This window comes from Salinivibrio costicola subsp. alcaliphilus (assembly GCF_001996185.1).
GTDB classification, from domain to species: Bacteria; Pseudomonadota; Gammaproteobacteria; order Enterobacterales; family Vibrionaceae; genus Salinivibrio; species Salinivibrio costicola.
Genome location: NZ_MUFR01000036.1, coordinates 1 through 24356, shown reverse-complemented (window position 1 = coordinate 24356; position 24356 = coordinate 1). Strand labels below are relative to the sequence as shown.

Annotated in this window: 22 protein-coding genes; 12 read left to right on the top strand and 10 right to left on the bottom strand. The window is 50.0% G+C overall.

What is annotated here, in order from left to right; translation table 11 throughout:
• The first annotated feature begins 91 nt into the window (after positions 1–91).
• Positions 92–1018 carry a DMT family transporter gene (locus BZJ21_RS12120; protein ID WP_077669906.1) on the top strand — a complete coding sequence of 309 codons (927 nt, stop codon included), beginning with the start codon at positions 92–94 and terminating at the stop codon, positions 1016–1018.
• 66 nt (positions 1019–1084) lie between these two features.
• Here BZJ21_RS12120 and htpX read toward each other — a convergent pair whose 3' ends face one another.
• Positions 1085–1963, bottom strand: a complete 879-nt coding sequence (htpX, locus tag BZJ21_RS12115; protein ID WP_025673171.1) for a protease HtpX — start codon at positions 1961–1963, stop codon at positions 1085–1087.
• Between the two features lie 526 nt (positions 1964–2489).
• On the opposite strand from htpX, the gene BZJ21_RS16565 reads away from it, so the two are divergent.
• A complete protein-coding gene (locus BZJ21_RS16565; RefSeq protein ID WP_021024399.1) occupies positions 2490–2663 on the top strand; it encodes a hypothetical protein in 174 nt (57 codons plus the stop codon).
• Positions 2664–2743: 80 nt separating this feature from the next.
• On the opposite strand, the gene bioD is transcribed toward BZJ21_RS16565, so the two are convergent.
• From bioD to bioB, 4 genes are read right to left on the bottom strand one after another with little or no spacing between them, the layout of a single operon-like run.
• Complete coding sequence (gene bioD / locus BZJ21_RS12110) at positions 2744–3418, bottom strand: dethiobiotin synthase (protein ID WP_077669905.1); 675 nt, start codon at positions 3416–3418, stop codon at positions 2744–2746.
• Positions 3411–4217 (bottom strand): malonyl-ACP O-methyltransferase BioC, encoded by an 807-nt coding sequence (gene bioC / locus BZJ21_RS12105; protein WP_077669904.1) that lies wholly within the window; start codon positions 4215–4217, stop codon positions 3411–3413. Before bioC ends, bioD begins: the two co-directional genes overlap by 8 nt.
• Positions 4214–5443 carry an 8-amino-7-oxononanoate synthase gene (locus BZJ21_RS12100; RefSeq protein ID WP_101494589.1) on the bottom strand — a complete coding sequence of 410 codons (1230 nt, stop codon included), beginning with the start codon at positions 5441–5443 and terminating at the stop codon, positions 4214–4216. Before BZJ21_RS12100 ends, bioC begins: the two co-directional genes overlap by 4 nt.
• 6 nt (positions 5444–5449) lie before the next feature.
• Entirely contained in the window at positions 5450–6502 is a 1053-nt protein-coding gene (gene bioB / locus BZJ21_RS12095; RefSeq protein ID WP_021024395.1) for a biotin synthase BioB, read from the bottom strand.
• A gap of 107 nt (positions 6503–6609) precedes the next feature.
• Here bioB and bioA point away from each other — a divergent pair, with 107 nt between their 5' ends.
• Entirely contained in the window at positions 6610–7884 is a 1275-nt protein-coding gene (gene bioA / locus BZJ21_RS12090) for an adenosylmethionine--8-amino-7-oxononanoate transaminase (RefSeq protein WP_201788224.1), read from the top strand.
• A 620-nt stretch (positions 7885–8504) separates the two neighbouring features.
• Here bioA and BZJ21_RS12080 read toward each other — a convergent pair.
• Positions 8505–9710, bottom strand: coding sequence for a multidrug effflux MFS transporter (locus BZJ21_RS12080; RefSeq protein ID WP_077669901.1), 1206 nt, complete (start codon positions 9708–9710; stop codon positions 8505–8507).
• Between the two features lie 165 nt (positions 9711–9875).
• Positions 9876–10673, bottom strand: a complete 798-nt coding sequence (locus BZJ21_RS12075) for a MetQ/NlpA family ABC transporter substrate-binding protein (RefSeq protein ID WP_077669900.1) — start codon at positions 10671–10673, stop codon at positions 9876–9878.
• Between the two features lie 154 nt (positions 10674–10827).
• Here BZJ21_RS12075 and BZJ21_RS12070 point away from each other — a divergent pair, with 154 nt between their 5' ends.
• The 4 genes from BZJ21_RS12070 to sstT all read left to right on the top strand — a co-directional run bounded on the left by BZJ21_RS12070 (position 10828) and on the right by sstT (position 14318).
• The gene (locus tag BZJ21_RS12070; protein WP_021022797.1) at positions 10828–11397 is read left to right on the top strand and encodes an LON peptidase substrate-binding domain-containing protein; all 570 of its coding nucleotides are present in this window, start codon (positions 10828–10830) and stop codon (positions 11395–11397) included.
• 126 nt (positions 11398–11523) lie between these two features.
• Positions 11524–12093: a sigma-70 family RNA polymerase sigma factor gene (locus BZJ21_RS12065; protein ID WP_101494590.1), complete on the top strand. Its 570-nt coding sequence runs from the start codon at positions 11524–11526 to the stop codon at positions 12091–12093.
• Positions 12090–12794, top strand: coding sequence for a ChrR family anti-sigma-E factor (locus tag BZJ21_RS12060; RefSeq protein ID WP_077669899.1), 705 nt, complete (start codon positions 12090–12092; stop codon positions 12792–12794). Before BZJ21_RS12065 ends, BZJ21_RS12060 begins: the two co-directional genes overlap by 4 nt.
• A gap of 306 nt (positions 12795–13100) precedes the next feature.
• Entirely contained in the window at positions 13101–14318 is a 1218-nt protein-coding gene (gene sstT / locus BZJ21_RS12055; protein WP_028569616.1) for a serine/threonine transporter SstT, read from the top strand.
• Between the two features lie 90 nt (positions 14319–14408).
• Here sstT and mlc read toward each other — a convergent pair whose 3' ends face one another.
• The gene (gene mlc / locus BZJ21_RS12050) at positions 14409–15623 is read right to left on the bottom strand and encodes a sugar metabolism global transcriptional regulator Mlc (protein ID WP_021022794.1); all 1215 of its coding nucleotides are present in this window, start codon (positions 15621–15623) and stop codon (positions 14409–14411) included.
• A 265-nt stretch (positions 15624–15888) separates the two neighbouring features.
• Here mlc and queE point away from each other — a divergent pair, with 265 nt between their 5' ends.
• The gene (queE, locus tag BZJ21_RS12045; protein WP_077669898.1) at positions 15889–16554 is read left to right on the top strand and encodes a 7-carboxy-7-deazaguanine synthase QueE; all 666 of its coding nucleotides are present in this window, start codon (positions 15889–15891) and stop codon (positions 16552–16554) included.
• A 181-nt stretch (positions 16555–16735) separates the two neighbouring features.
• Here queE and queD read toward each other — a convergent pair whose 3' ends face one another.
• Positions 16736–17098 carry a 6-carboxytetrahydropterin synthase QueD gene (gene queD, locus BZJ21_RS12040; RefSeq protein ID WP_021022792.1) on the bottom strand — a complete coding sequence of 121 codons (363 nt, stop codon included), beginning with the start codon at positions 17096–17098 and terminating at the stop codon, positions 16736–16738.
• 263 nt (positions 17099–17361) lie between these two features.
• On the opposite strand from queD, the gene BZJ21_RS12035 reads away from it, so the two are divergent.
• From BZJ21_RS12035 to BZJ21_RS12020, 4 genes are all read left to right on the top strand, one after another.
• The gene (locus BZJ21_RS12035) at positions 17362–18981 is read left to right on the top strand and encodes a methyl-accepting chemotaxis protein (RefSeq protein WP_077576541.1); all 1620 of its coding nucleotides are present in this window, start codon (positions 17362–17364) and stop codon (positions 18979–18981) included.
• Positions 18982–19083: 102 nt separating this feature from the next.
• Entirely contained in the window at positions 19084–20484 is a 1401-nt protein-coding gene (asnS, locus tag BZJ21_RS12030; protein ID WP_021022790.1) for an asparagine--tRNA ligase, read from the top strand.
• A gap of 83 nt (positions 20485–20567) precedes the next feature.
• Positions 20568–21761, top strand: a complete 1194-nt coding sequence (locus BZJ21_RS12025; RefSeq protein WP_077669897.1) for an amino acid aminotransferase — start codon at positions 20568–20570, stop codon at positions 21759–21761.
• A gap of 163 nt (positions 21762–21924) precedes the next feature.
• Positions 21925–23478 carry a methyl-accepting chemotaxis protein gene (locus tag BZJ21_RS12020; RefSeq protein ID WP_021022788.1) on the top strand — a complete coding sequence of 518 codons (1554 nt, stop codon included), beginning with the start codon at positions 21925–21927 and terminating at the stop codon, positions 23476–23478.
• Positions 23479–23579: 101 nt separating this feature from the next.
• On the opposite strand, the gene folE is transcribed toward BZJ21_RS12020, so the two are convergent.
• The gene (gene folE / locus BZJ21_RS12015; protein WP_033379171.1) at positions 23580–24236 is read right to left on the bottom strand and encodes a GTP cyclohydrolase I FolE; all 657 of its coding nucleotides are present in this window, start codon (positions 24234–24236) and stop codon (positions 23580–23582) included.
• Between the last annotated feature and the right edge of the window lie 120 nt (positions 24237–24356).

Sequence of the window (24356 nt, the reverse complement as noted above, 5' to 3'; positions counted from 1 at the left end):
CTAATCCTGGCTCAAATCATCCTTTATTTTGCCACCAATCTCTTCTTTGACGCTGTCACACTTAAATAACGAATCGACAAGGAAGTGATTAATGATGCCTGCACCTTCACAACGTTTATTGGGCATGCTTGCCATGGGCTTGACCGTGACCATCTGGGCAAGCTTATTTATTTCATTACGTCAGGCCAGCCAATCGGTATTGACCAGTGGCAATATTGCCTTATTGCGCTTCTTACCCGCCGCGTTGTTATTTGGTTGGTTGAGTCGTCATCGAGTACGCCATATTGTCACTACCCCCAAACGTTATCTGTTTGCGATTGCATTTGGCGCAGGATTACCGTTTTATCTGCTGGCTGCCACGGGGATGCAGTTTGCGCCTGTGGCTGACGGAGCCTCATTAATACCTGGGATCTTACCGCTGTTTGTTTCCACCATTGCTTGGACTGTTTATGGCGAATCGCTCTCCATGGGACGACGATTAGGCATTAGTCTGATTGTGCTCGGTATTGGCGCATTTTTATGGCACTCCTTGTTCTTTTCACCTTGGCCTGTCACCCAAGGCCATCTGATTTTGCTCGCAGCCAGTATCAGTTGGGCCTGGTTTACCATTGGCGTACGCGTGACAGGATTAAGTGCTGCGGAAGCCGGTGCGGTATTAGCGATATCGGCTGTATTACTGCTGCCGGTGGGCGCATTGAGTGGGCTTATTTCGTTTAACCTACTCCAAGCGCCATTCGATGAACTTGGTTATCACATTCTTGCTCAAGGCTTGGGCGTGGGGATTATTGCCAACTACAGCTACGCCTTTGCCATTCGCCGGTTAGGAGCTGAAATGAGTGCCGCGATGGGGGCATTTACGCCTGTGGTGGCCGCGTTAATGGCCATACCGGTTTTCGGTGAAACGGTTAGCATACTCACTCTGGCGGCGATGGCGTTGATCGTGCTTGGCGCTGTGTTAGCCAGTGATGTGATCAAATGGCGTCGTGCACAAACCAAAAGCGACCCGCAGGCCGCTTAAACTTGGTACTTATCATTTGCCAGCATGATTTGATGCTGGCTGTGGTCGAGCATGAAAAAGCGCCCGTTATAAGTGATCACCACGACGCAAGGCATCAATGCGTTTTTCTAGCGGCGGGTGCGTCATAAACAACTCGCTCAGTGTTTTCTTGCCGTTGATACCGAACGCCATCATCGATCCTTCTAGCTTTGGCTCTTGGCTCACTTTTAAGCGCTCAAGTGCTGCAATCATTTTCTGTTTGCCCACCAGCTGCGCAGATCCGGCATCAGCACGGAATTCACGATGACGGCTAAACCACATGGTGAGGATGCTGGCCAGAATACCAAAGACGATTTCCAACACGGAAGAGATCAGGAAATACATCATCCAGTTGCCGCCGCCTTCGCCTTCTTCGTCACTATTCATGCCACTGACTGCCCCTGCGATCACACGTGAAATAAAGATCACGAAGGTGTTCACGACGCCTTGCATTAAGGTCATGGTGATCATGTCACCATTAGCGATGTGACTGATTTCATGCGCCAGTACCGCTTCGGCTTCATCGCGGGTCATGTTTTGCATTAACCCGGTCGAGACCGCCACGACAGAATCGTTACGCTTAGCACCGGTGGCAAAGGCGTTGATATCGGGTGAGTTATAAATCGCGACCGTTGGCATGCCAATCCCAGCACGTTGTGCTTGTTGGCTCACGGTGTTCATTAGCCAGTGCTCGGTTTCGTTACGTGGATGCTCAATCACTTGCGCGCCGACAGAACGAAGCGCCATCGATTTAGACATCAGTAGCGAAATGATCGAACCACCAAAACCGAAGACGGCCGCCAGCACTAGCAGTCCGGACAAGCTCCCCGGCTGCATGCCAGTCACGGCATAAATAATATTTAGCACAATGCTAAATACAATCAGTACCGCAAAGTTGGTAGCAAGAAATAATCCTATGCGTTTCATTATGTCTCTCCGTCGCTTAAACCCAGTGTTCAGCGCTTGCTTGTTGTATTGGTAGAAGTTGTATTGGTGGACGTTGTATTAGTAAAAATTGTATTGGTGAAAGCTGTATTGGTGAAAGCTGTATTGATGAAAATAGTATGGGCATTCAAGATAAAAACAATCCTTTGATGCATTTTGTTACCAATAAAGTGATGTCGTCATCAAGCTCCGACCAGTTAGTGTGGCACGTTATTCCCATCTAATCTAAACAAAATGTGACCTCTCGCCAAGCTATGTATTTGTCTTATTTTTCATTGGTTTAAAAATAAACAATGCAGAAAAAGCCAATAAAAAAGACAAAAAGCCACGACTATAGACTTTGGTCGAGTTGTCTTCGCGCTCGAGTCAGGCTAATTTATACCCAGCTGTTTAAAACTACGACACTCACGAGGCTGTTTCGCAACGCGCAGACACCCTCATCAGACAGTATAAATCACAAACTGTTGCATACTTCATCCTTGCAACGCGTTATCAATGGAGTGAGACCATGGCAGAGCAAGAAAATTACCGCGTCGCGATCGACATCTTAACCTGTCATCTTGGCATGAGCTTCGATGAAGCCTGTTCAGAGCTTGGATTAGCGTCAGATGACGCGTCGGCGGCACGTCAAATGGCAGAGATACAGCAAAGCTTAATGGGCGTGCGAGGCGACCAAAAGTAACGGTCTATCTGCATCAGCTACTGAATAGACAAAGCCAGCATAGCGCTGGCTTTTTTGATCGCCACATTTCCATAAATTGTTTACAACTGCGAAACATCTAAGTGACTCGCGCATTGTGTTGGTGAGGCATCGGCAGCAAACGGCAAGTGCCCGAGACAAGGCGCATCTAAATGGGCGTTTAAATAGCGCACCATCTCGTCACTGTGCTGCGCCTTGGGATCCACGGCGTTTGCCACCCATCCGGCTAATTCAAGCCCGCGGGCACGAATGGCCTCTGCAGTGAGCAAAGCATGGTTTAAACAGCCAAGTTTAATCCCCACCACCATGATCACTGGCAGCTGATGGGTAACTACCCAATCGGCCAGCGTTTCCGTCTCACTCAGTGGCACTTGCCAGCCGCCGGCACCTTCTACCAATATCGGGCGAGCCTGCTGTTTTAAATGTCCTAACCCATCGCTTAGTATCTGGGTATCAATGGGCGTATTGGCTAACGCGGCCGCCCAATGCGGCGAACATGGCATTTCTAACAACACTGGGTTGATCGCGGCATACGGCAATGCGATCGCACTGGCGCGCTGCAAAGTGACAGCGTCACTATTTAGTTGGTGATCAGGCGCTAAATCAGCACCAGCGGCGACAGGCTTGTAGCCCACCGCTTGATAGCCCTTTGCGATAAAAGCGTGCAACAGCGCCGCCGTGGTATAGGTTTTCCCTACTTCGGTGTCGGTGCCGGTAATAAAGTAACTGTCATGCATGATGGTGAATCACTATATAGCCAATTTGATAGGTCGCCGGTAAGGTGTTGGCGGCGAGCGCAAAACGCTGATACGCCTTCTCCACCGCGCTAAACTGCGCTCTTGTCGCCAGCCCTTGCTGCCCCGCACCTTGCGGGCGATAGGTGGCACCAATGCCTTTTAAGCTTTTCATCACCGCATGGGCATTGGCAAAGGTCAGCTGTTCGCTTTCTTGCAACACGGTTGCGTGCATCAGCCCGGCGCGTTGGGTCGCCTGCTGTAACCCTGATAAAGAGATAAAGCGGTTCACTCGTGACGTGCCGCATGCTTGTTGCCACGCGCTATCGAGTTCACACAAGGATCCGGTGAGCAGTGTCGAAACAAGAATTTTCCCGCCGGGTTTGACGACCCGACTCAGCTCCGCCAATGGCACGTGTAAATCATCACACCATTGCAGCGCTAACGAGCTAAATGCTAGATCGACACTGTTATCAGCCAGCGGCAAATGCTCCGCATCTGCTTGTACGGCTAGCATGGCATCGTCACAGCGCGCTTTTGCCGTCGCAAGCATGGGGGCGCTGAGATCCAGTCCAATCACTGTCTTGGCATGAGTCATCCACTGCTGAGTGAAATAACCGGTGCCACAGCCGACATCTAAGACGGTACCGAGACGGACAGCCTTTTGCTTTTGCTTTTGCTCTGACTCAGCCAATGCTATTAACCGATGACCGACACGGCGCTGCAGCGTCGCACTGTCGTCATAATGGGGCGCGGCTCGGCCAAACGCTTGAGCAATCGCTTGTTTATCGGCGACGGTCATGCTGTCACCCCACACGCTTTGTCGCTCGCTAATACCGGCTTAAGCGCCTCAATCAATGCGGTGATATCTGTTTTTTGATGCTGCGCAGACAGGCTGATCCGCAGACGTGCGGTGTTAGCAGGCACAGTCGGTGGCCGAATCGCTCCTACTCGGATATGGGCCTTCATCAGAGCGTGATTCACCTGCTGTAATGCTGCCAAATCGCCGATAATCAGCGGCTTGACCGGGCTAGGCGTTGCAAGCAGTTGCGGGAAGGGCTGCTTATCTAAAGAATGAGTACTGAAGGAATGCGGTTCGAAAGCAGAGTCGGTTTCTAACCAGTCCTGGAGGCCTTGCGCTAACTGTTCGGCATGGGCGCTGAGTATTTCTCGCCGCCAGTGCTCTGTTCGTGCCAGCCTCATCGCATCCTCAATGAGTGCCGCTTGCGCAGGTGGCATAGCCGTCGAGTACACATAATGGCGAGCGAACTGGCGTAAATAGTCAATGATGGTGGGAGAAGCCAGCACTGCCGCCCCCGCCACGCCCAGGGCTTTTCCAAACGTCACGATTAAAATATCCGGCCGCGCGCCACGACTGATACTGCCCTCGCCTTCTTGCCCTAACACGCCAATCCCATGCGCATCATCCAGCGCCCAGAGCGCGCCCGATTGGTTAGCAATCGCGGCAAGACTCTCGGTTGGCGACACATCACCATCCATGCTAAATACCCCTTCCGAGACAATCAGCGATGCGGAAGGCTGGATTTGCTTTGCGAGCAGTTGGCGAAGGTGTGCCATGTCGTTATGACGAAAACGCCGCTGCGTGGCAGGGCTCAATAAACCCGCCTCAATCAAGGAGGCATGGTTGAGTTTGTCTTGAAACAAGGCATCGTCTTTGCCTAACAGCGTAAAGAGCAACGCCTGATTGGCGGCAAAACCACTATTAAACAGTATCGCTTGCGGGTAACCCAGCCAATCACACAGCTGATCACAAAGGGATTGATGCGCTGCGGTAAAACCAGAGACTACCGGCGAAGCCGTCGCGCCCGCGCCCCAGCGTTCAAGGTGCTGCTGCGCCTTTTTGACCAATCGCGGATCTTGCGCGAGGCCTAAGTAATCATTACCGGCAAAGTTGCGCCATGACTCGGCGACGGCATTGTCACCACTTTGCCGCCACAGGCCTTGTTGCTGGCGTACGGTCAGCTCGTCCTGATAACGACGGGTCAGCGCTGATGTTGTGTCAGTCATGGGGATTTAGACACTGGCATCGTAGAACAAATCGCCCTCTTGCGGGCGCGATGCCACTCGCTCGGCCACTTGCTCAAGTAAGTCGTGCTCAGTGACTTGATCGGGCTTTTGGCTGACCGCTTCACGATTAATACCCAGCTTTTTAAATAGCTGCATATCCGCGTCTTCGTCAGGGTTTGGGGTGGTCAACAGCTTGCAGCCATAGAATATCGAGTTGGCGCCAGCCATAAAGCACAAGGTTTGCATTTGCTCGTTCATGTCTTCGCGTCCGGCAGACAGCCGTACCGCCGATTTAGGCATCATGATCCGCGCCACCGCGATAATGCGAACAAAATCGAACGGGTCGACGTCATCGACGTTCTCAAGCGGCGTGCCTTTCACCTTGACCAGCATGTTGATCGGCACGCTTTCTGGGTGAGCAGGCATATTGGCCAACTCCATCAGCAAGCCGGCACGATCGCGGGTACTTTCGCCCAGTCCGATAATCCCGCCTGAGCAGACTTTCATCCCCGCCTCTCGCACGTTGGATAAGGTATCAAGGCGCTCTTGATAGGTCCGCGTGGTAATGACGTTGCCGTAAAACTCAGGCGACGTATCTAAATTATGGTTGTAGTAATCTAAGCCCGCTTCAGAGAGCGTTTGGGCCTGCTCGTTATCCAACATGCCCAGTGTCATGCAGGTTTCTAATCCTAGGCTTTTCACTCCTTGGATCATATCGAGCAGGTACGGCATGTCGCGTTGCTTGGGGTTTTTCCAGGCAGCGCCCATACAAAAACGCGTCGCACCCGAGGCTTTGGCTTTGTGTGCCGCTTCTAGCACCTGTTCGACTTCCATCAGGCGTTCTTTTTCAACATCGGTGCGATACCGCGCACTTTGCGGACAATACTTGCAGTCTTCTGGACACGCGCCAGTTTTGATCGATAACAGCGTGCTGACTTGCACTTGATTGGCAGGATGATATTCACGATGCACTTGCTGCGCGTCAAACAGCAAATCCATAAAGGGTTTATCGAACAATGCTTGCACGTCCTGTGCGGTCCAGTTGTGTCTTATTTCCACGCGGTTTCCCCGTTGTTGTCGTTTTAATGCTTGGCTAGTCTACCCACAGACGTTAACCTGTCAACACAACAAGAACACACTGGTTTACATCTGATTTATTTATGAGCATAAACACCCATTTTGACCGTGAACATATCTGGCATCCCTACACCTCAACGCTCGACCCGTTGCCTTGCTTACCTGTCTCACACGCAAGCGGCGCCGAGCTATATCTTGAGGACGGCACCGCTTTGATTGATGGCATGTCATCATGGTGGGCAGCCATTCACGGCTACAACCACCCTGCTTTAAACGCTGCGGTACATCAGCAAATCGATAAGATGTCGCATGTGATGTTTGGCGGCCTTACCCACCAGCCCGCGGTATCGCTTTGCGAGCGCTTGGTCGCACATTCACCCGCCCCGCTCACGCAAGTGTTTTTGGCCGATTCTGGCTCTGTGTCAGTAGAAGTGGCACTTAAAATGGCGATGCAATATTGGCAGGGGCTCGGCGAGTCGCGCGCACAGTTTTTGACCTTGCGTCATGGCTATCATGGCGACACGTTCGCCGCCATGTCGGTGACGGATCCTGATAATTCGATGCACAAACTCTACAAAGGGTTTCTGCCTCAGCATCATTTTGTGCCCTCCCCACAAAGCCGCTTTGACGGTGAGTGGAACCCTAACGACATGCAGCCTATGCGCGACGCACTCGCCACCCATCACGGTCAACTGGCCGCGGTGATCTTAGAGCCCATCGTGCAAGGCGCAGGTGGTATGCGCTTTTATCATCCCGAATACCTGCGTCAAGTGCGCGCCTTGTGCGACGAATTTGATGTGCTGCTGATTGTGGATGAAATTGCCACCGGATTTGGCCGAACTGGAAAACTATTTGCCTGCGACCACGCGGGGATCAGCCCAGATATACTCTGCGTCGGTAAAGCACTGACCGGCGGCTACATGACCTTGGCCGCCACGCTCACTACCCGCCATGTGGCCGATACCGTCTGCAGCGGTGATGCAGGCTGTTTTATGCACGGCCCCACCTTTATGGGCAATCCTCTCGCCTGCGCCGTGGCCTGCGCCAGCATTGATACCTTGCTAGAAAGTGACTGGCCGCAGACCGTCGCGCACATCGAGCAACAGCTGAAAACTGGCTTAGCGCCTGCTCGCGCATTGGAATGTGTGGCGGACGTGCGTGTGCTTGGCGCAATTGGCGTGATAGAACTGACCGTTCCGGTGAATCTGGCCGATATTCAGCCTTTAATGACCGCACAAGGCATTTGGGTTCGCCCGTTCGGTAAACTGGTGTATGTGATGCCACCCTATTGCATCCGCGACGACCAACTCCACCAACTCACCCAAGGGATGATCACCGCAATTACGCAGTTTTTTGGTGAGTAGATAGGGCGCCTGTTGCACTGCGCCTGTCACGATCGGCGTCAATATTTGGCTTCGATGTCGGATGGCGCGCGGCACACATCGTGATAATGACTGGCATCGTGCTGGCGCTTATGCCGACCTACGCGTACTTTAACGCCGATGGTGCCATGGGCGTCGGTGACACAAGCTCTTGGCATAGTGCTGGGTATGTGCAAGTTGCCAACGGGTGCTAGTCACGTTCGATGCCAAATTTAACCCCGATGTCCGATGGCGCCGTGCAACGGGCGCGCCACTTACATCGAGTCACGAGGGTCACATCGCACTGGCGCTTTTCCGACCTACGCGTACTTTAACGCCGATGGTGCCATTGGCGTAGGTGACACAAGCCCCGGTAATATGTCAACCACTATGCACTATGTCGCCTGGGCGCCTGTCACGATCGATGCCAAATTTAACACCGATGTCCGATGGCGCCGTGCAACGGGCGCGCGGCGTAAACCACACCAAGCTTGCGCGATCGAGAAGGCGCTTATGCCGACCTACGCGATATTCAGGATTTTTGAATACAGAGCGCTTCGCTTGCGGAGTACAGAAGAGAGCAGATCGCGCTTGCATCGGCTCTTTCTGTATTCTGTATTCCGTCAGATGGTGCCATTGGCGACGTTGACTTTCGGTGCTGCGAAGCCACGGAAGATATTATGAACGGAGAGCAGCGCAAAGACGCCAACCACCACACCAAGATGCCATGCTTCGCTAACGCCCAAACTCAATAGCGCCATACTGATTAACGCAGAAATGATCATCTGTCCACCACCGGAGAGCGCGGCGACGGTGCCGGCTTGGTTAGAGTAAGGCTGCATCACCTGCGACTGGGAGCACGGCAGCGCAATCCCGTTGCCAAACACCATAAAGAACTGCCCTATCATCAGCAGCAAGGGATCCATGGGGGTAAACCATAGCCATATCGCTGAGATGAGCTGCATCACCGGTGCCATCAACAGCATACGCTTGGTACCCAAACGCGGCCGAATGCGCGACACCAGCGTGCTGCCCAGCAGTAACCCGCAAGTAGGAATAAGCGCCCACAGCGCATATTGATCCGAGGTCATCCCGATGCGCTCTTGCATTAAAAACGGCATCAGCGACACCGTGGTGATCACCAAGGTGAAGTTCAACCAGCTGATACTGGCGAAATAAAGAAAGTATGGCGTTTTTAACAGTGCGCCATAACGACCAAGGATCACTTTTATCTTAGGTAATGGCGATCGCGTATGCATACTCTCTTTAAATAAGAAAAAGAGCACGCACCACACCAAGCTGGTATAAACCATCAATAAAATAAAGATCGCTAACCAACCAAGATTGTGATTCACGAACCCACCGATCACGGGCGCGACAATCGGGGTAAAAGACGCCACCATGATCAAATACGACATCGCCTGTGGCAGTTGGTCGCCGGAATACGAGTCACGGGTAAAGGCTCGCGAGAGGACGGCACAACACCCCGTGCCCATCCCCTGAATACAACGGCCAATCACCAACCCGGTAAAACTGGCGCTAAAGCTCACCATCACGGTTAACCCAACCAGTGAAAGCAAGACACCGGCTAATAGCACGCGGCGGCGTCCGAGTGCATCCGAAATGGGGCCATAGATAAATTGTGACGGGCCAAACCCGAGCAGGTAAGCGGAAATAAGCAGTTGGACATCGTCCATGCTGAGATTGAAGTCACGAGCGATCCAAGGTAATGATGGAAAAACCAATCCCATGCTGAATTGCCCGATACTGACCGTTAAGCATGCCAGCAATACGGGCGACCAATTAAATGGACGAGTAGCCGATTGCATCTCAATTCCTATGCGTTCTGTGTGTTAGGCGAGCGAGGAAACTGTGACTCTAGCGAATGCTACAACCACAAGCTGAGAGGCATGTTAACGCAATAACTCCCTGAATGGTAAACAATGATTAAGAATGTACATCAATGGCCAGCTATCGCTGGCCGGTTTAAAAAACTAGAAAGCCGGTTCGATCGTGCCATCAAAGGTTTTTTGTAGAAACGCACGTGTTGCCTCTGATTGAAATAGCGCCAACAAACGCTGATAGGTCGGATTATCTTTATCCTCTGCCCGCGCTGCCACGACCATCACCGCGAGCGGTGCGTCTTTCGATTCTAAGAAAATACCTTGATCACTTGGATTAAGCCCTGATGACATCACATAGTTCATGGTAATTGCAGCAGCATCGACATCTTGTAGGCTGCGAGGCAATTGTGCCGCTTCTACTTCGACAAAATCGAGCTGCTTGGGATTAGCGGTAACATCTTGTAGCGTCGCTTGAAAGCCAACGTTATCGGCCAAGGTGATCAGCCCTGCGTCTTGCAGTAATAGCAAAGCGCGCCCGGCGTTGGTCGGATCGTTAGGGATCGCAATTTGTGCGCCTTGGGGTAAATCGTCCACGCGCTGTACTTTGTCTGAGTAAATCCCCATCCGCATAAGGATGGAACGCCCAATCGAGACCAATTCACTATCATGGTTTTGATTAAAGTTATCGAGAAACGGCTGATGTTGGTAACTATTTAAATCAAGACTGCCATCTGCCAGACCGGCATTCGGAGAGATGTAATCCGAAAATTCCACCACTTCGACATGAATTCCTTCGGTTTTAGCCTGTTTCGCAACCGCTTCTACGACTTGCGCATGGGGACCGACAGTCGCACCAATCTTTATCGTTTCTGGCTGATCTGAGCAGCCGCTGATAATCAACGCCAGTAACACTGACGCAATCCAAAATCCTGGTCGCTTTAACGTCATTCCGATTCCCTTAGAAAAGTAGATGTTTAGACGTCCAGAATGCCACAGCTTATAATGATGTCAACCTGATTGTGGTAATGCAGTCTCTGTCTTGATCGTATCCAACCCTAGTCGCGTAGTGGCAGGCATGTTGAATCAATAAGGAGGCGTAGATATGACGAAGCTGTTTCCTCTACCCTTGTTCTTACTACCCGGGGGCAGAGCTAAGCTGCGCATTTTTGAACCTCGCTATTTGCGCTTGGTCCGTGAATGCTCGGCGAATCAACAGGGATTCGTACTGGCGATGATGCAAGGTAAACGTTTATATCGATATGGCACACTGGTGGACATTGTCGATTTTGAAACACTACCCGATGGTTTATTAGGCATTACCATTGCAGGTCGTCAACGGGTAAAAATTCAATCGACAGAGCAAGAAGCCGACAAGCTCTGGGTGGGCGAGATACAGGCACTGAATGACTGGCCACATGACGAGTTTATTGACCAGGAAGAAAATGAAGAAAAAATGCGTATCGCCGCAGGACTTAAAAATGTCTTCGCCGCCCACCCGGATCATGCTGAGCAGTATGAGGCGCCGTATTTCGAAGACTTAACCTGGAGTTGCCAACGCTGGTTAGAAATTTTGCCGCTTTCTAACGCGCAAAAACAATGGTTTATCGCGCAAGAATCGGCAGAAGAGGCGAAGCAATTTATCAGTCAGCTTCTCGAGCAAGAAGTCGAGTGATCCAATTGTTTTAAGCCTCGTATTGGAAGCGAGATGGACGGCTACGACAGATAGGACTCAACTATGACTGCGCCACAAACCATGTATACTGAGACCACCATTTCCAGACGGGACACGCGTGCCAACATGACTGACGTGACGAAGGAAGAGTTGTCTGAATTATTAGCAAAAGTTGCAGAAGACCGCGACCGCATAGCGTTCGAACGTTTGTTCCGATTTTTTGGCCCTAAGATACGCGCTTATGGTTCAAAACATTTAAGAGCTGACGGCCAAGCAATGGAATTAGTACAAGAAACCATGCTAGTGGTATGGCGCAAAGCCCACTTGTATAATTCTGACAAAGGCGCGGCGACGACATGGGTATTCACTATCATGCGTAACTTAAGCTTCGATATGCTCCGCAAGGTGCAATCGAATCGCGAAGACAATTTTAGCGATGATATCTGGCCCATTCTCGAGTCAGGGCAACAGGACAACGAAACAGATTCCGGTGCTCAGTACATGATGGACCAAGAGCTTCTCAGTTTTATTGACGAGTTACCCGCGGTCCAGCAGCAGGTGGTTAGAGGGGTTTATCTCAAGCAATTGACTCATCAAGAGTTGTCAGAACAATTAAATGTGCCATTGGGCACCGTCAAGTCCCGATTGCGTTTAGGTCTAGAAAAGCTTCGCAATCACCTGGAGGTAAAACAATGATTAAGTATCACCCATCGACCGATTTACTGGATGCTTTTGCTGCTGGCAAATTGCCGACTTCGATGGCGATTGCGTTGTCTGCTCATGTTGAACTTTGCCAGGAGTGCCAAGCTTACGTGGCTACTGCAGAAGAAAGGCTTGCATCAGTGGCGTTTGCTCAAGAAACAGTCGGCGACGAAGCGTTAATGGTAAATGAATGGGATCACAACGCTGAAGATGAAATGCTATCCGCCATTTTTGAACAAGCGGCTGCCAACGATACCGATGCGTTGACGCAATCTGGGGCGGAACAACCCGAAGCGCGCGCAACACAAATTACTGTCGGTGAAAAAACATATGCCTTACCTCGGGCACTGCGACGATTCGGCGATTCAAATTGGGCATCCTTTGGTAAAGTTCAACGTGCGCGACTTAATCTTGACGAAGGGGCAACGCGAGCCAGTTTTCTTCATATCGATGAAGGCGGTTCAGTGCCTGCGCACACTCACAAGGGCTATGAGTTAACCCTTTTGTTGGACGGTACCTTTGAAGATGAAAGTGGTCAGTATGTGCCAGGTGACTTTATTTTACTCGATAGCCGTCACCATCATACGCCATACACAAAAGAAGGTTGCCTTTGCTATACCATTGCAGATGCCCCTCTCTACTTCACAAAAGGCGTGAGTAAGTTGCTCAATACCGTGGGACATGCGATTTACTAAAAATTTCTGTGCTAGTTGTTATCCTTCGGCGACCGCTATGGTCGCCTTTTTTTATGCTAGATGGCCGCCTAAATCCACGTATTTGCTCGGCTAGACCTAGAATTATCACCATTTATTCTGCAGCGATAACAGAATAATTACACTAAATAAACCTCTCATTAATCATAACTCGCCACTTCAGTCCTACCTAACTAGTTCAAAGTAACAATTTTCCCTTTACATAGGGTGAATTTAACTGGTTTAATTCGTCACTTCTAACGATTCATTAACAGCCATTGATAATAAACACAGTGAAGTGAGAGTCACATGAGTCAAACACAACTCGCCAGTGTCAGTCGAGGTAACTCGCTGGTACTTCAAATACTCATCGGTATTCTTGCCGGTGGTGTTTTAGCCTATCTATCCCCCGAGCTTGCTGGCACAGCCGGATTGCTCGGACAACTTTTTGTCAGCGCATTGAAGGCCGTCGCACCCATTTTGGTTTTCGTTTTAGTGGCAGCGTCCATTGCCAACCAGAAACAAGGCCAACGGGCCAACATGCGCCCCATTATTGGGCTTTATCTTATCGGCACCCTTGCGGCTTCATTGACCGCGGTGACCATGAGTTTTTTGTTCCCGACTACCCTCGAGTTTGCCGCAACGGATGCTAGCATTACGCCGCCAGAGGGCATTAGCCAGGTATTAAGTACGCTACTTTTCAATATCGTTGACAACCCTGTTAACGCGTTGATGAGTGGTAACTATATTGGTATTTTGGCTTGGGCGATTGGCTTAGGTATTGCTCTTCATCATGCGTCGAACGAAACCAAACGTGTCTTCTCGGATGTATCCGAGGGGGTATCGATGATCGTCCGCTTTGTGATCCGGTTTGCGCCTTTGGGTATTTTTGGCTTAGTAGCAAGCACGTTAGCGAAAAGTGGCTTTGATGCTTTGATGGGGTATTTACACCTTTTGGGGGTGCTACTCGGCAGTATGGCAACCATCGCCTTGGTGGTAAATCCGCTGATTGTGTATATCAAAACGCGTCAAAACCCCTATCCCCTTGTTTTTCGCTGCCTGCGTGAGAGCGGTCTCACCGCTTTCTTCACCCGTAGCTCTGCAGCCAACATTCCAGTGAATATGCAGCTATGCCGCCGCCTTGATTTGGATGAAGATACTTATTCTGTCTCTATCCCACTCGGTGCCACCATCAATATGGGAGGCGCGGCGATCACCATTACCGTATTAACCCTGGCTGCTGTTCATACACTCGGTATCCAAGTGGATATCGCCACGGCTGTGCTGTTGAGTGTGGTGGCCGCGGTATCCGCGTGCGGCGCGTCGGGGGTTGCTGGCGGCTCCCTATTGTTGATCCCACTCGCGTGTAATTTGTTTGGTATTCCACAAGAGATTGCCATGCAAGTGGTTGGGATTGGCTTTACTATCGGTGTTTTACAAGACTCTGCCGAAACGGGCCTGAATAGCTCAACCGACGTAGTATTTACCGCGGCGGCATGCTTGGGTGAAGAGCGTAAAAACAGCTAACCAACGCCCTTAGCCAAGATCAAAAAAAAGCAGGTGCATCAACACCTGCTTTTTCTTTAACCGCTTTTTAATTGTCAACCAAGGCAACGATTAGCCCTCCAGCACTTTCATCAGCAAATTGCCATCGTACATCGCCTGCTTTACCATCGCCGCTCCAGGCATCGTCGCTTGGGTATAGAAATAGCTTTCTTCCAAGACTAGGTACTTGCTATACAGCGGAATCGTCTGCGTTTTTAAACATTCCATGATCGCAGGATACAAGACCGATTTAGCGCGATTGAATTCGCCACCAAATAATATTTTTTCTGGGTTAAATAAATTCACCACAATCGCTATGGCGGTTCCCAAGTGATGCCCCAGCTCGGTGATCACTTGGTGGGCCAAACCATCGCCTGACACCGCTGCATCGCATATAGCCTCTATCGTGAGGGGTTGGTCGTGCAAGCAACTCGGATGCCCTTCATTGAGCAATGTCTCCACCTGCTCATAGATCGCGGACAGGCTTGCGACCGTTTCCAAACAGCCATAATTACCGCAAAAACACCGCTTACCAAAGGGCTTAATTTGAATATGACCTAACTCGCCAACGTTACCGATCCGCCCTTGAAGCACTTTGCCCTCGAGCACAATACCGGCCCCAACGCCGCTGTGAACCGCGACCAGAACGGCGCTGTCTGCTTCTTTCGCGTTACCAAACAACTTTTCCGCTAGTGCCCAAGAACGGGTGTCGTTCCCCACAAATACCGGTAAACCGGTCTCACGATGTAATACAGGCCCTAGAGGCATATGGTCGACCTCGAAGTGCGGCATTTGAATCACGGTGCCTTGGGCACTATTTACCAAGCCCGGTAGCGAAATCGCAATACTGGTGACACGATCCACCGTTTGTTGGTGACGAGAGAAAAACGCATTGACATGATCGACCACGGTAGTGAGTAATGCACTTTGCGCCACCACCGTTAATTCATGCCGTTCTTGAATCAAAATTTCACTGCTTAGCGAATGCAGCGCCAGAGTGAGATAACCTCTTCCTAGACGCATGGACAAAAATTGCCAGCCTTCGTTATCCAGCATAAGCCCTACAGCTGGACGCCCGCGCATGCTCGTTTCTTGGATCGGCGCCTCTTTTACAAGGTGAGCGTCCATCAGTTCGCGCACAATTTTGGTGATACTGGCAGGCGCCAGTTGGCTGCGTTTCGAGAGTTCGATCCGCGAAATAGGCTCAAAACGGTCGATTAAGTTATAAATCGTGCCCGCATTTTTGCGCTTAATATGATCGATATGTCCCGGCTGCCCAATAATCATGCCCTTTCCTATTACTACGTGGCTGTGGCGATAAACCCTGACACCGCCTATTTAGGTGAATTTTTTTACTTCGCGAACTAATTGTGAAGCAATTGGCCGCTAGCACGTGACATTTGTCACTTTGTATCTTTGAAATCGCGTACAAACTCACAAAACCTGTCTAAACAGTAACGCTGTTCATCCTCTAATCGCGGGCTAAAAAACAAGATCTCAAACTTATTCGTTGGCATAATGCGGAGCTCATATTCTATCGCTATTAATCACCATGTACCGAGTCAACGAGATATTTGAAACGATCCAGGGCGAAGGCACCTTCACAGGGGTTCCGTCGGTTTTTGTCCGCTTGCAAGGATGTCCAGTAGGATGTGCCTGGTGCGATACTAAGCAAACCTGGGAAACGGATGATAAGGATCAGCAAGATAAGATCTTTATTATTGATAAGTCAGAGGATTCACCGACTTGGTGCTGGCTAGGAGCCGAAGATATCGTCACTGAAATCACGCAACGCTATCACGCTAAGCATATCGTGATTACCGGGGGCGAACCCTGTCTTTATGATTTGGTACCTTTAACGGAAGCCTTAGAAGAGGCTGGATGCCAATGCCAAATTGAAACCAGTGGCACCTATACGGTCTATGCGAGCCAAGCCACCTGGGTAACGGTGTCGCCCAAAATCAATATGCGCGGTAAATTGCCCGTTCTCGCCAGTGCGATGGCGCGAGCCAATGAGATAAAACATCCGGTGGGGACAGAAAAGGACATTACACAACTAGAGATTCTGCTTGAGACCTGCCCAGCCTCTCCTAGTGCAACCATTGCGCTGCAGCCGGTAAGCCAAAAGCCACGTGCAACCAAACTTTGCATCGACACCTGCATTGCGCGCGGCTGGCGTTTATCCGTGCAAACACACAAGTATTTGAATATCGCCTAAGTGACGATGACGGTGACAAGATAAATCGCGCCGTCATGGAGCAAAGCACACGTCGAAAAAGCGACAAAAAACGCCGAGTACTAAAGTAACCTCATAAAGTTAGGCACTGCTACTCGGCGTTTTTTATTTCTCTCGACTGCTTCTTATTTACCTCGAGTATTGTTACTCACGTCGAGTTTCGTTACTCACCTCGATAAGTGCAACCTGCGGTACAAGTTTCTTTCACCATGACCTGACTTAACAGAGGCAGATTCGGTTTTACCTGTTGCCAAATCCAGTGTGCTAGCACTTCACTGGTTGGATTTTCTAGCCCTTCAATGTCATTGAGATAGTAGTGATCCAGGCGCTGATAAATCGGTTTGAAAGCCGCTTTTATTTCGGCAAAGTCGATCACCCACCCCGTATACGGATCAACGTCGCCTTCTACATACAAACGCACCGTAAATGAATGCCCATGTAAACGCCCACATTTATGGCCTTCTGGCACATTCGGTAAATGGTGTGCCGCCTCAAAGGTAAATTCTTTAAACAACTCAGTGGTCATTTTACTTCATTCCAACAACAACAAGAGGCCGCATGCTACTTAAATTCGCTGGCCGACTCAAACGCATTCATCCGAGCACACCCGTTAGTCTGTGCGGCCAGAATGCCTCGCAATACGGGTTTCCATCTCATTATTGGGACGATTTACGTCGATGAAATCACACATTTTATATGAGGATACCGCCACAAGTGCGCTCTCGGTTTAACATAGCCGCTACAGGCTAGAACTGATAACTCTATAAATTAATAACAAATGGTTGACTCATGCGTATGACCCTTGCGAGCAAAATTCTTCTTGCTCTTTTTCTTGTTTTCGCTCTTGTGCTCGCCACCTCGCTGGCCTATCAGTCGCATCAACAAAAAGCCTTGATGACATCGATTGTCAGCGAGCAAACCTTAGATAAAGCGTCCAACTACTTTGATAGCCTTAATATGCTGATGCTCACCGGCACCATCAGTCAGCGTAATACGTTGCGAGAGAAAATGCTGTCACACAAAGGCATCGACGACGCTCGCGTGATCCGTGGAGAGGCAATTACCCGCTTTTTTGGCCCAGGAAATCCTGAGCAATCTGCTCAGGATGCCATTGACCAACGTGCCCTCAAAGGTGAAACCATTGTCGAAACCTTTGATGCTGATGCGGGAAAAGGATTGGTGGTCGCCCTGCCGATGAAAGCGAGCAGCGATTATCGCGGTACCAATTGTCTGCAATGCCACGTAGCAGAGGAAGGCACCGTACTCGGTGTTATCCGGCTCGAGTATGATCTTGAGCCTTTGTATAGCACTATCGATAGAGAAATGTTAATTACCGCTGGGATCATGGGCAGCATCGCTGTGATTGGATTTTTAATCTCACTCACTGTGATTCGCCGCTGGGTAGTCTCCCCGCTTAAGCGCGTCTCTGCCTTTATGAAACGCACCAGCCACGACAAAAATCTTTCCGAGCGCCTCAACAATACCCGTGACGACGAGATTGGTGAACTGTGCAATAGTTGCGACCAGTTGCTTGATAACTTTGCTGCCAGCCTGCAACAAGTTCAGCGCACCTCAGAAACCCTGTCTGCTGAGGCCATGAATCTGATCCGTGTCTCAAGCCATACCGATCAATTAGCTGATAGCCAACGTCACGAAACCAATGACATGTCTTCAGCCATCGATGATGTGCAGCAGCATCAACACGACATTCAAAATCGTACTCAAGAAGCGGCGCAATTGAGTGAATCTGCCGCAGGCAGTGCCAATCAGGGCAGTGATCTGGCGAATGTCGCGGCCAATGACATTCGTAAGTTGGTGGCTGATATTGGCCAAGTACGCACACAAATATTGGATGTTAATCAACAAAGCCAGCAAGTAACGACGATCCTCAGCGTGATCCGGGAAATTGCCGAGCAAACTAACTTATTGGCGTTGAATGCCGCCATTGAAGCTGCTCGAGCCGGAGAGCAAGGCCGAGGATTTGCGGTGGTTGCCGACGAAGTACGCAACCTTGCCAGTCGTAGCCATGATGCCACTGGTGAAATCCAAACCATCATTGAAAACTTGTGTGCAGGCAGTGAAGCCTCTGCGCAGGCGGTTGAAGCGACCAGTGAAAGTGCTAATCAACGTGCAGAAACCGTGATGGAACTTTCTACCGCTTTGGGTAATATCGCCGACCAAGTTAGAACGGTCAATGACAACGCCAATGACATCAGCAAACAAAGTGATCACCAGGCGCAAATGACCGATGCCTTGCTCGCTCAAGTGGGTCGTATTCAAAGTCACGCCAACGATACCGCAACCAATGCTAATGAGGTGAAAGCGATTAGTGCAAATCTCGAGCAGCTGGTTGAACAACTTGAAGGGTTAATTGGCCAATTTCAGCTCTCAGACACGCTCAAACCTTGAAGCTATACAGGATACAGGTAAACTTGCTAGTCTAACTTGCAAAATCACTGATGCGGTCACACCCCGTTGGCCGCATTACCTAAACGGAGATAAAAGCGAATTATGACATACGCGCCTGTAGTAGACGTCCTGCGCGGCAAGGCGGCAGTCGACACTGAAGTGACTGTGCGTGGATGGGTCCGGTCACGCCGAGATTCCAAAGCCGGTATTTCTTTTCTTGCCATTTACGATGGTTCTTGTTTTGACCCTATTCAGGCCGTGGTCCCTAATGAGCTGGATAATTATCAGCAAGACGTTCTGCGCCTGACCGCAGGCTGCTCCGTTGAGGTCACGGGTAAGGTTGTTGAATCGCCCGGAAAAGGTCAAGCCTATGAGCTTCAGGCAACGGCAGTGAAGGTCGTTGGCTGGGTTGACGATCCAGACACGTATCCAATGGCGAAAACGCGCCATTCGATTGAGTACTTGCGTGAAGTGGCGCATCTCCGCCCACGTTCAAACGTAATTGGTGCCGTTGCACGTGTACGTCATACGCTCTCACAAGCCATTCATCGCTTTTTCCATGAGCAAGGCTATTACTGGATGTCTGCACCGCTGATCACAGCGTCGGATTGTGAAGGTGCGGGGGAAATGTTCCGGGTGTCTACCCTAGACATGGCCAACGTGCCAAAAACCGAACAAGGCGAAGTCGATTACGATCAAGACTTTTTTGGCAAAGAAGCGTTCTTGACCGTATCGGGTCAGTTAAATGCCGAAACTTACGCCTGTGCACTCAGTAAAGTGTATACGTTTGGTCCCACCTTCCGTGCAGAAAACTCCAATACTAGCCGTCACTTGGCTGAGTTCTGGATGGTTGAGCCAGAAGTGGCGTTTGCCGATCTTGATGACTCTGCCGAGCTTGCAGAAGCCATGTTGAAATATGTCTTCAAGGCCGTGTTGGATGAGCGCAAAGATGACATGCAGTTCTTTGAACAGCGGATCAATAAAGATGTCCTGACTCGTTTGGAGAAATTCGTCAACGCCGACTTTGCGCAAGTGGATTACACCGATGCGGTCACTATTTTGCAAAACAGCGGCCAAACTTTTGAATTCCCCGTTGAGTGGGGCATTGATTTAGCCTCTGAGCATGAGCGTTACCTGGCAGAAGAGCACTTTAATGCACCGGTTGTGGTAAAAAACTACCCGAAAGACATTAAAGCGTTCTATATGCGTATGAACGATGACGGTAAGACCGTTGCTGCGATGGACGTACTCGCACCGGGTATCGGCGAAATCATCGGCGGCTCTCAGCGTGAAGAGCGCCTAGATGTGCTCGACCAACGCCTTGAAGAAATGGGTCTAGAAAAAGAAGATTTCTGGTGGTACCGCGATCTTCGCCGTTATGGCACTGTCCCTCACTCTGGTTTCGGTCTGGGCTTCGAACGTCTGGTTTCATACGTGACGGGAATGAGCAACATTCGTGACGTGATCCCATTCCCTCGCTCACCACGCAATGCCAGTTTCTAAATAGATACACTTATCCAAAGGCTGCAGGTTGCAGCCTTTTATTTGCATTTAGCTTTCATTCATCATAACCATGGACGACACCAATGTTTGAGAAAATCTCTGCGGCACCTGCTGATCCTATCCTAGGGCTAACTGAAGAATTTAAAGCGGATCCACGTGAAGATAAGATTAACCTCGGGGTCGGGGTCTATAAAAACGAGCACGGCGAAACGCCCGTTTTAACCTCAGTAAAAAAAGCCGAGGCACTACTACTCGATAAAGAAACCAGCAAATCTTATTTGAGCATTCCAGGCACCGCCGAATATGGCCTTGCCGTTCAGCAATTACTTTTTGGTGAGCATGCGGATGTCATTAAAGACAAACGCGCACAAACCGCACATTCTCCCGGCGGCACCGGCGCCCTTCGCTTAGCAGGTGAATTTATTAAACGCCACCTAGGCGATGTCACCATTTGGATCAGTAACCCAACTTGGGCTAACCATAAAGGCGTGTTTACCGCGGCAGGTTTAACTCTCGCGGAATACAGCTATTATGATCCGGCCAAAAATGACAAAGATTTTTCAGCGATGGTCGCTGATCTCGAGAAAGCGGCAGCGGGCGATGTCGTGCTACTCCACGGCTGCTGTCATAACCCAACCGGTATCGATCCGACCGAGCAAGAATGGCAAACCTTGGCAGATCTCTGCCAACGTAAAGGCTTACTGCCTATGTTTGACTTTGCATATCAAGGCTTTGCCAAAGGCGTAGAAGAAGACGCAGTCGGTCTGCGTATTTTCGCTAACGTCTGCCCAGAGCTGCTGATCGCAAGCTCATTCTCGAAAAACTTTGGCTTATATAACGAACGCGTTGGTGCCTTCACACTGGTCGGGCGTCAAGAGCAAGAAGCGGTCACCGCCTTTAGCCAAGTTAAAAGTATCGCCCGAGTGATTTACTCTAACCCACCTGCCCATGGCGCAGCGGTGGTGACGACGATTCTTAATGACCCAACGCTCAAGGCTGAATGGTTACAAGAATTGGCCACGATGCGAGACCGCATTAAAGCCATGCGCACGGAATTTGTCAAAACACTCAAAGCGCAAGGCGTCTCACGTGATTTTAGCTTTATTGAGCAACAAAACGGTATGTTCTCGTTCTCAGGGCTGAATAAGGATCAAGTGAATGCATTAAAGGCTGATCATGGTGTCTACATTGTCGGTTCCGGTCGGCTTAATGTTGCGGGTATGACGCACACTAACATGGTGCCACTTTGCACTGCGATCGCAAAGGTTTTAGACTAAGCGTCGCTGTCTTAAAAATGAAACAAAGGGCCGCTAGGCCCTTTTTTTGTTAGTGGCATTTGTATTTAAACAATTTATTAACAAAACAATTAATAACAAGCCATAGCCGCTACACTAAAACCAACCAGGTTTTTTATGAACTGTGACCAAAAAGATAAACCCTATGAGTAATAATGAAGTTGTATTTGGTGACGATGAACGCCTCGTCTCGACCACTGATAAGCGCGGCGTCATTACTTATTGTAATCCGGAATTCATTCGTATTGCGGGTTATGAAGACAATGAGCTGACCGGGGCACCCCATAATATTATTCGTCATGCCGATATGCCGAAAGCGGCGTTCGCGGATATGTGGCGTAACCTTAAGGCCAATCAACCGTGGCGGGGAATTGTCAAAAACCGCTGTAAAAACGGTGATTATTATTGGGTCGATGCGTATGTTACGCCGATTTATGATCGGGGCCAAGTCATGGGCTATCAGTCCGTACGTGTTAAGCCTGATCCCGCCGTGAAGCATCGCGCGGCACAGGTTTACCAAAAGCTCTGTGCGGCAGAAAAAGCAGGGAAATCGCTTAAACACTTTTCGATTGCAGACCTGCCCACAGGCGTAAAACGGGGTTTAATGGCAATCGGTTTAGCCGCCGCGCCCATTTCCCTGATCTTTGATCGCGTGATTTCCGGATGGGATATTGCCGGCGCCATTGCGATGCCATTGATACTGGGGACGATTTTTCGCGATGAGCTTTTTACCCTGCCTACGCTTAGCCGCCGCTTTCAAACGGACTACGACAGTATTAGTCGCTATATTTATTCGGGCACAGGGCTAAGTTCGGTCGTTGATTATAAGGTTAAGCTACTTAATGCCCGAATTCGCACCATTCTGGGTCGTATGCTCGATGCTTCCCTGTCGTTGAACCAGTTTTCGGACGAATTAAGCGCCTTGTCGAAACGCGTCTCCGATGCGATTAACAAGCAAAGCGATCAGATTTCGTCGATTGCTAGCAATATTGACCATGCCTCGGAATCGGCGAATAAGGTATCTGACAATGCGCAACAAAGCGTTGAACTGCTTCAGTCTGTGCAGCAGCAGAGCCAAGAAACTGAATCCTGGTTACAACAGACCGGGGAACAATTAAAAGCGCTTTCCCAGCAATCTGAACACTCGCTCACGGCAACCCAACAGCTATCGGCTACCGCTGAACGCGTGACCGAATCGATGAGTGAAATCAGTGGCATTGCTGAGCAAACCAATTTGCTCGCGTTAAACGCGGCCATTGAAGCAGCACGAGCCGGTGAGCAGGGTCGCGGGTTCGCCGTTGTCGCCGATGAAGTGCGTGCACTTTCCAGCCGCACTCAAAGTGCAACCGAACAAATTCAAGCGTCAATACAAGAGATGCACAACACGATTGCACATTGGCAAACTCAGATCCATGAAAGCCATGAACAAACACAGCAGTGTGTTGATACCACGTCTAACAGTATTTCAAGCTTACATGCTGTTGCGACGGCCATCGAAGATGTGGTGGGAAGAACGAATGAGACGCATCATTCCGCGCAAGCGCAACTAGAGACATTTACTGACATTAGTCGCGACATACATAGCATTGAGTCCGTTTCTCAGCAGAACCTCAATGAAGTAAACGATGTCTCAGAGGCAAGCAGCCAACTTCGCGATAAAGTACGCCAGTTCCATGACATCGCTAGGCAGTTCGAATAATCGCTGAGCGCTTCACATACTAGCTAAGCAGCGCGAATAAAAGCCAAGCAGTGCAAATAAAAGCTAAGCAGTGCGAATAAAAGCGCCATCTGGCGCTTTTATTATTGGATACCGTGCAAGAACTCAGCGCGTGTCGCTGCATTTTTCTTAAACTGGCCCCCTAACGCCGTTGTGGTCGTTTCACTGTTCGCGTCCATCACCCCGCGTGATTTGACGCAATAGTGTGTCGCTTCGATACGCACCGCGACATTGTCGGTCTCTAGCAGCGTTTGTAACGCGACTAAAATTTGACGAGTCAACCGCTCCTGGACCTGCGGACGCTGGGCAAAAAATCGTACAATGCGATTAATCTTAGACAAGCCAACCACTTTATTGTCGGGCAGATACGCCACAGTCGCACGACCGTCAATGGTTACAAGGTGATGCTCACAGGTGCTAGTCACAGAAATATCTTTTACCCGAACCATCTCATCACATCCCATTTTATTATCAATCATGGTTACTTTGGGAAACTGTGAGTAATCGAGTCCGGAAAAAATCTCATCGACATACATTTTGGCAATACGCGCTGGTGTTTCTGCCAAACTATCATCGGTAAGATCCAAGTCGATCGACTGCAGAATTTCACGCATGTGAAACTCGATTTTTTCTTTTCGTTCTTCAGAAGACATCTTTGATGCTGTTGTCATTGGGGTTTCGATCCCACGCGCGAGCAGAGCTTCCTGAACTTTTTTTGCAGCATCGCTTAATGCCATGATGGATTCCTTTTTAGGTATGCCTTATACCCAATTAACTTGAAGATGCATGATTGAACATCTGAAAGTTATCGTTAATACGAGACGTCAAAGACCCTGCGATCTCAGGAAGAGTCACAGTAA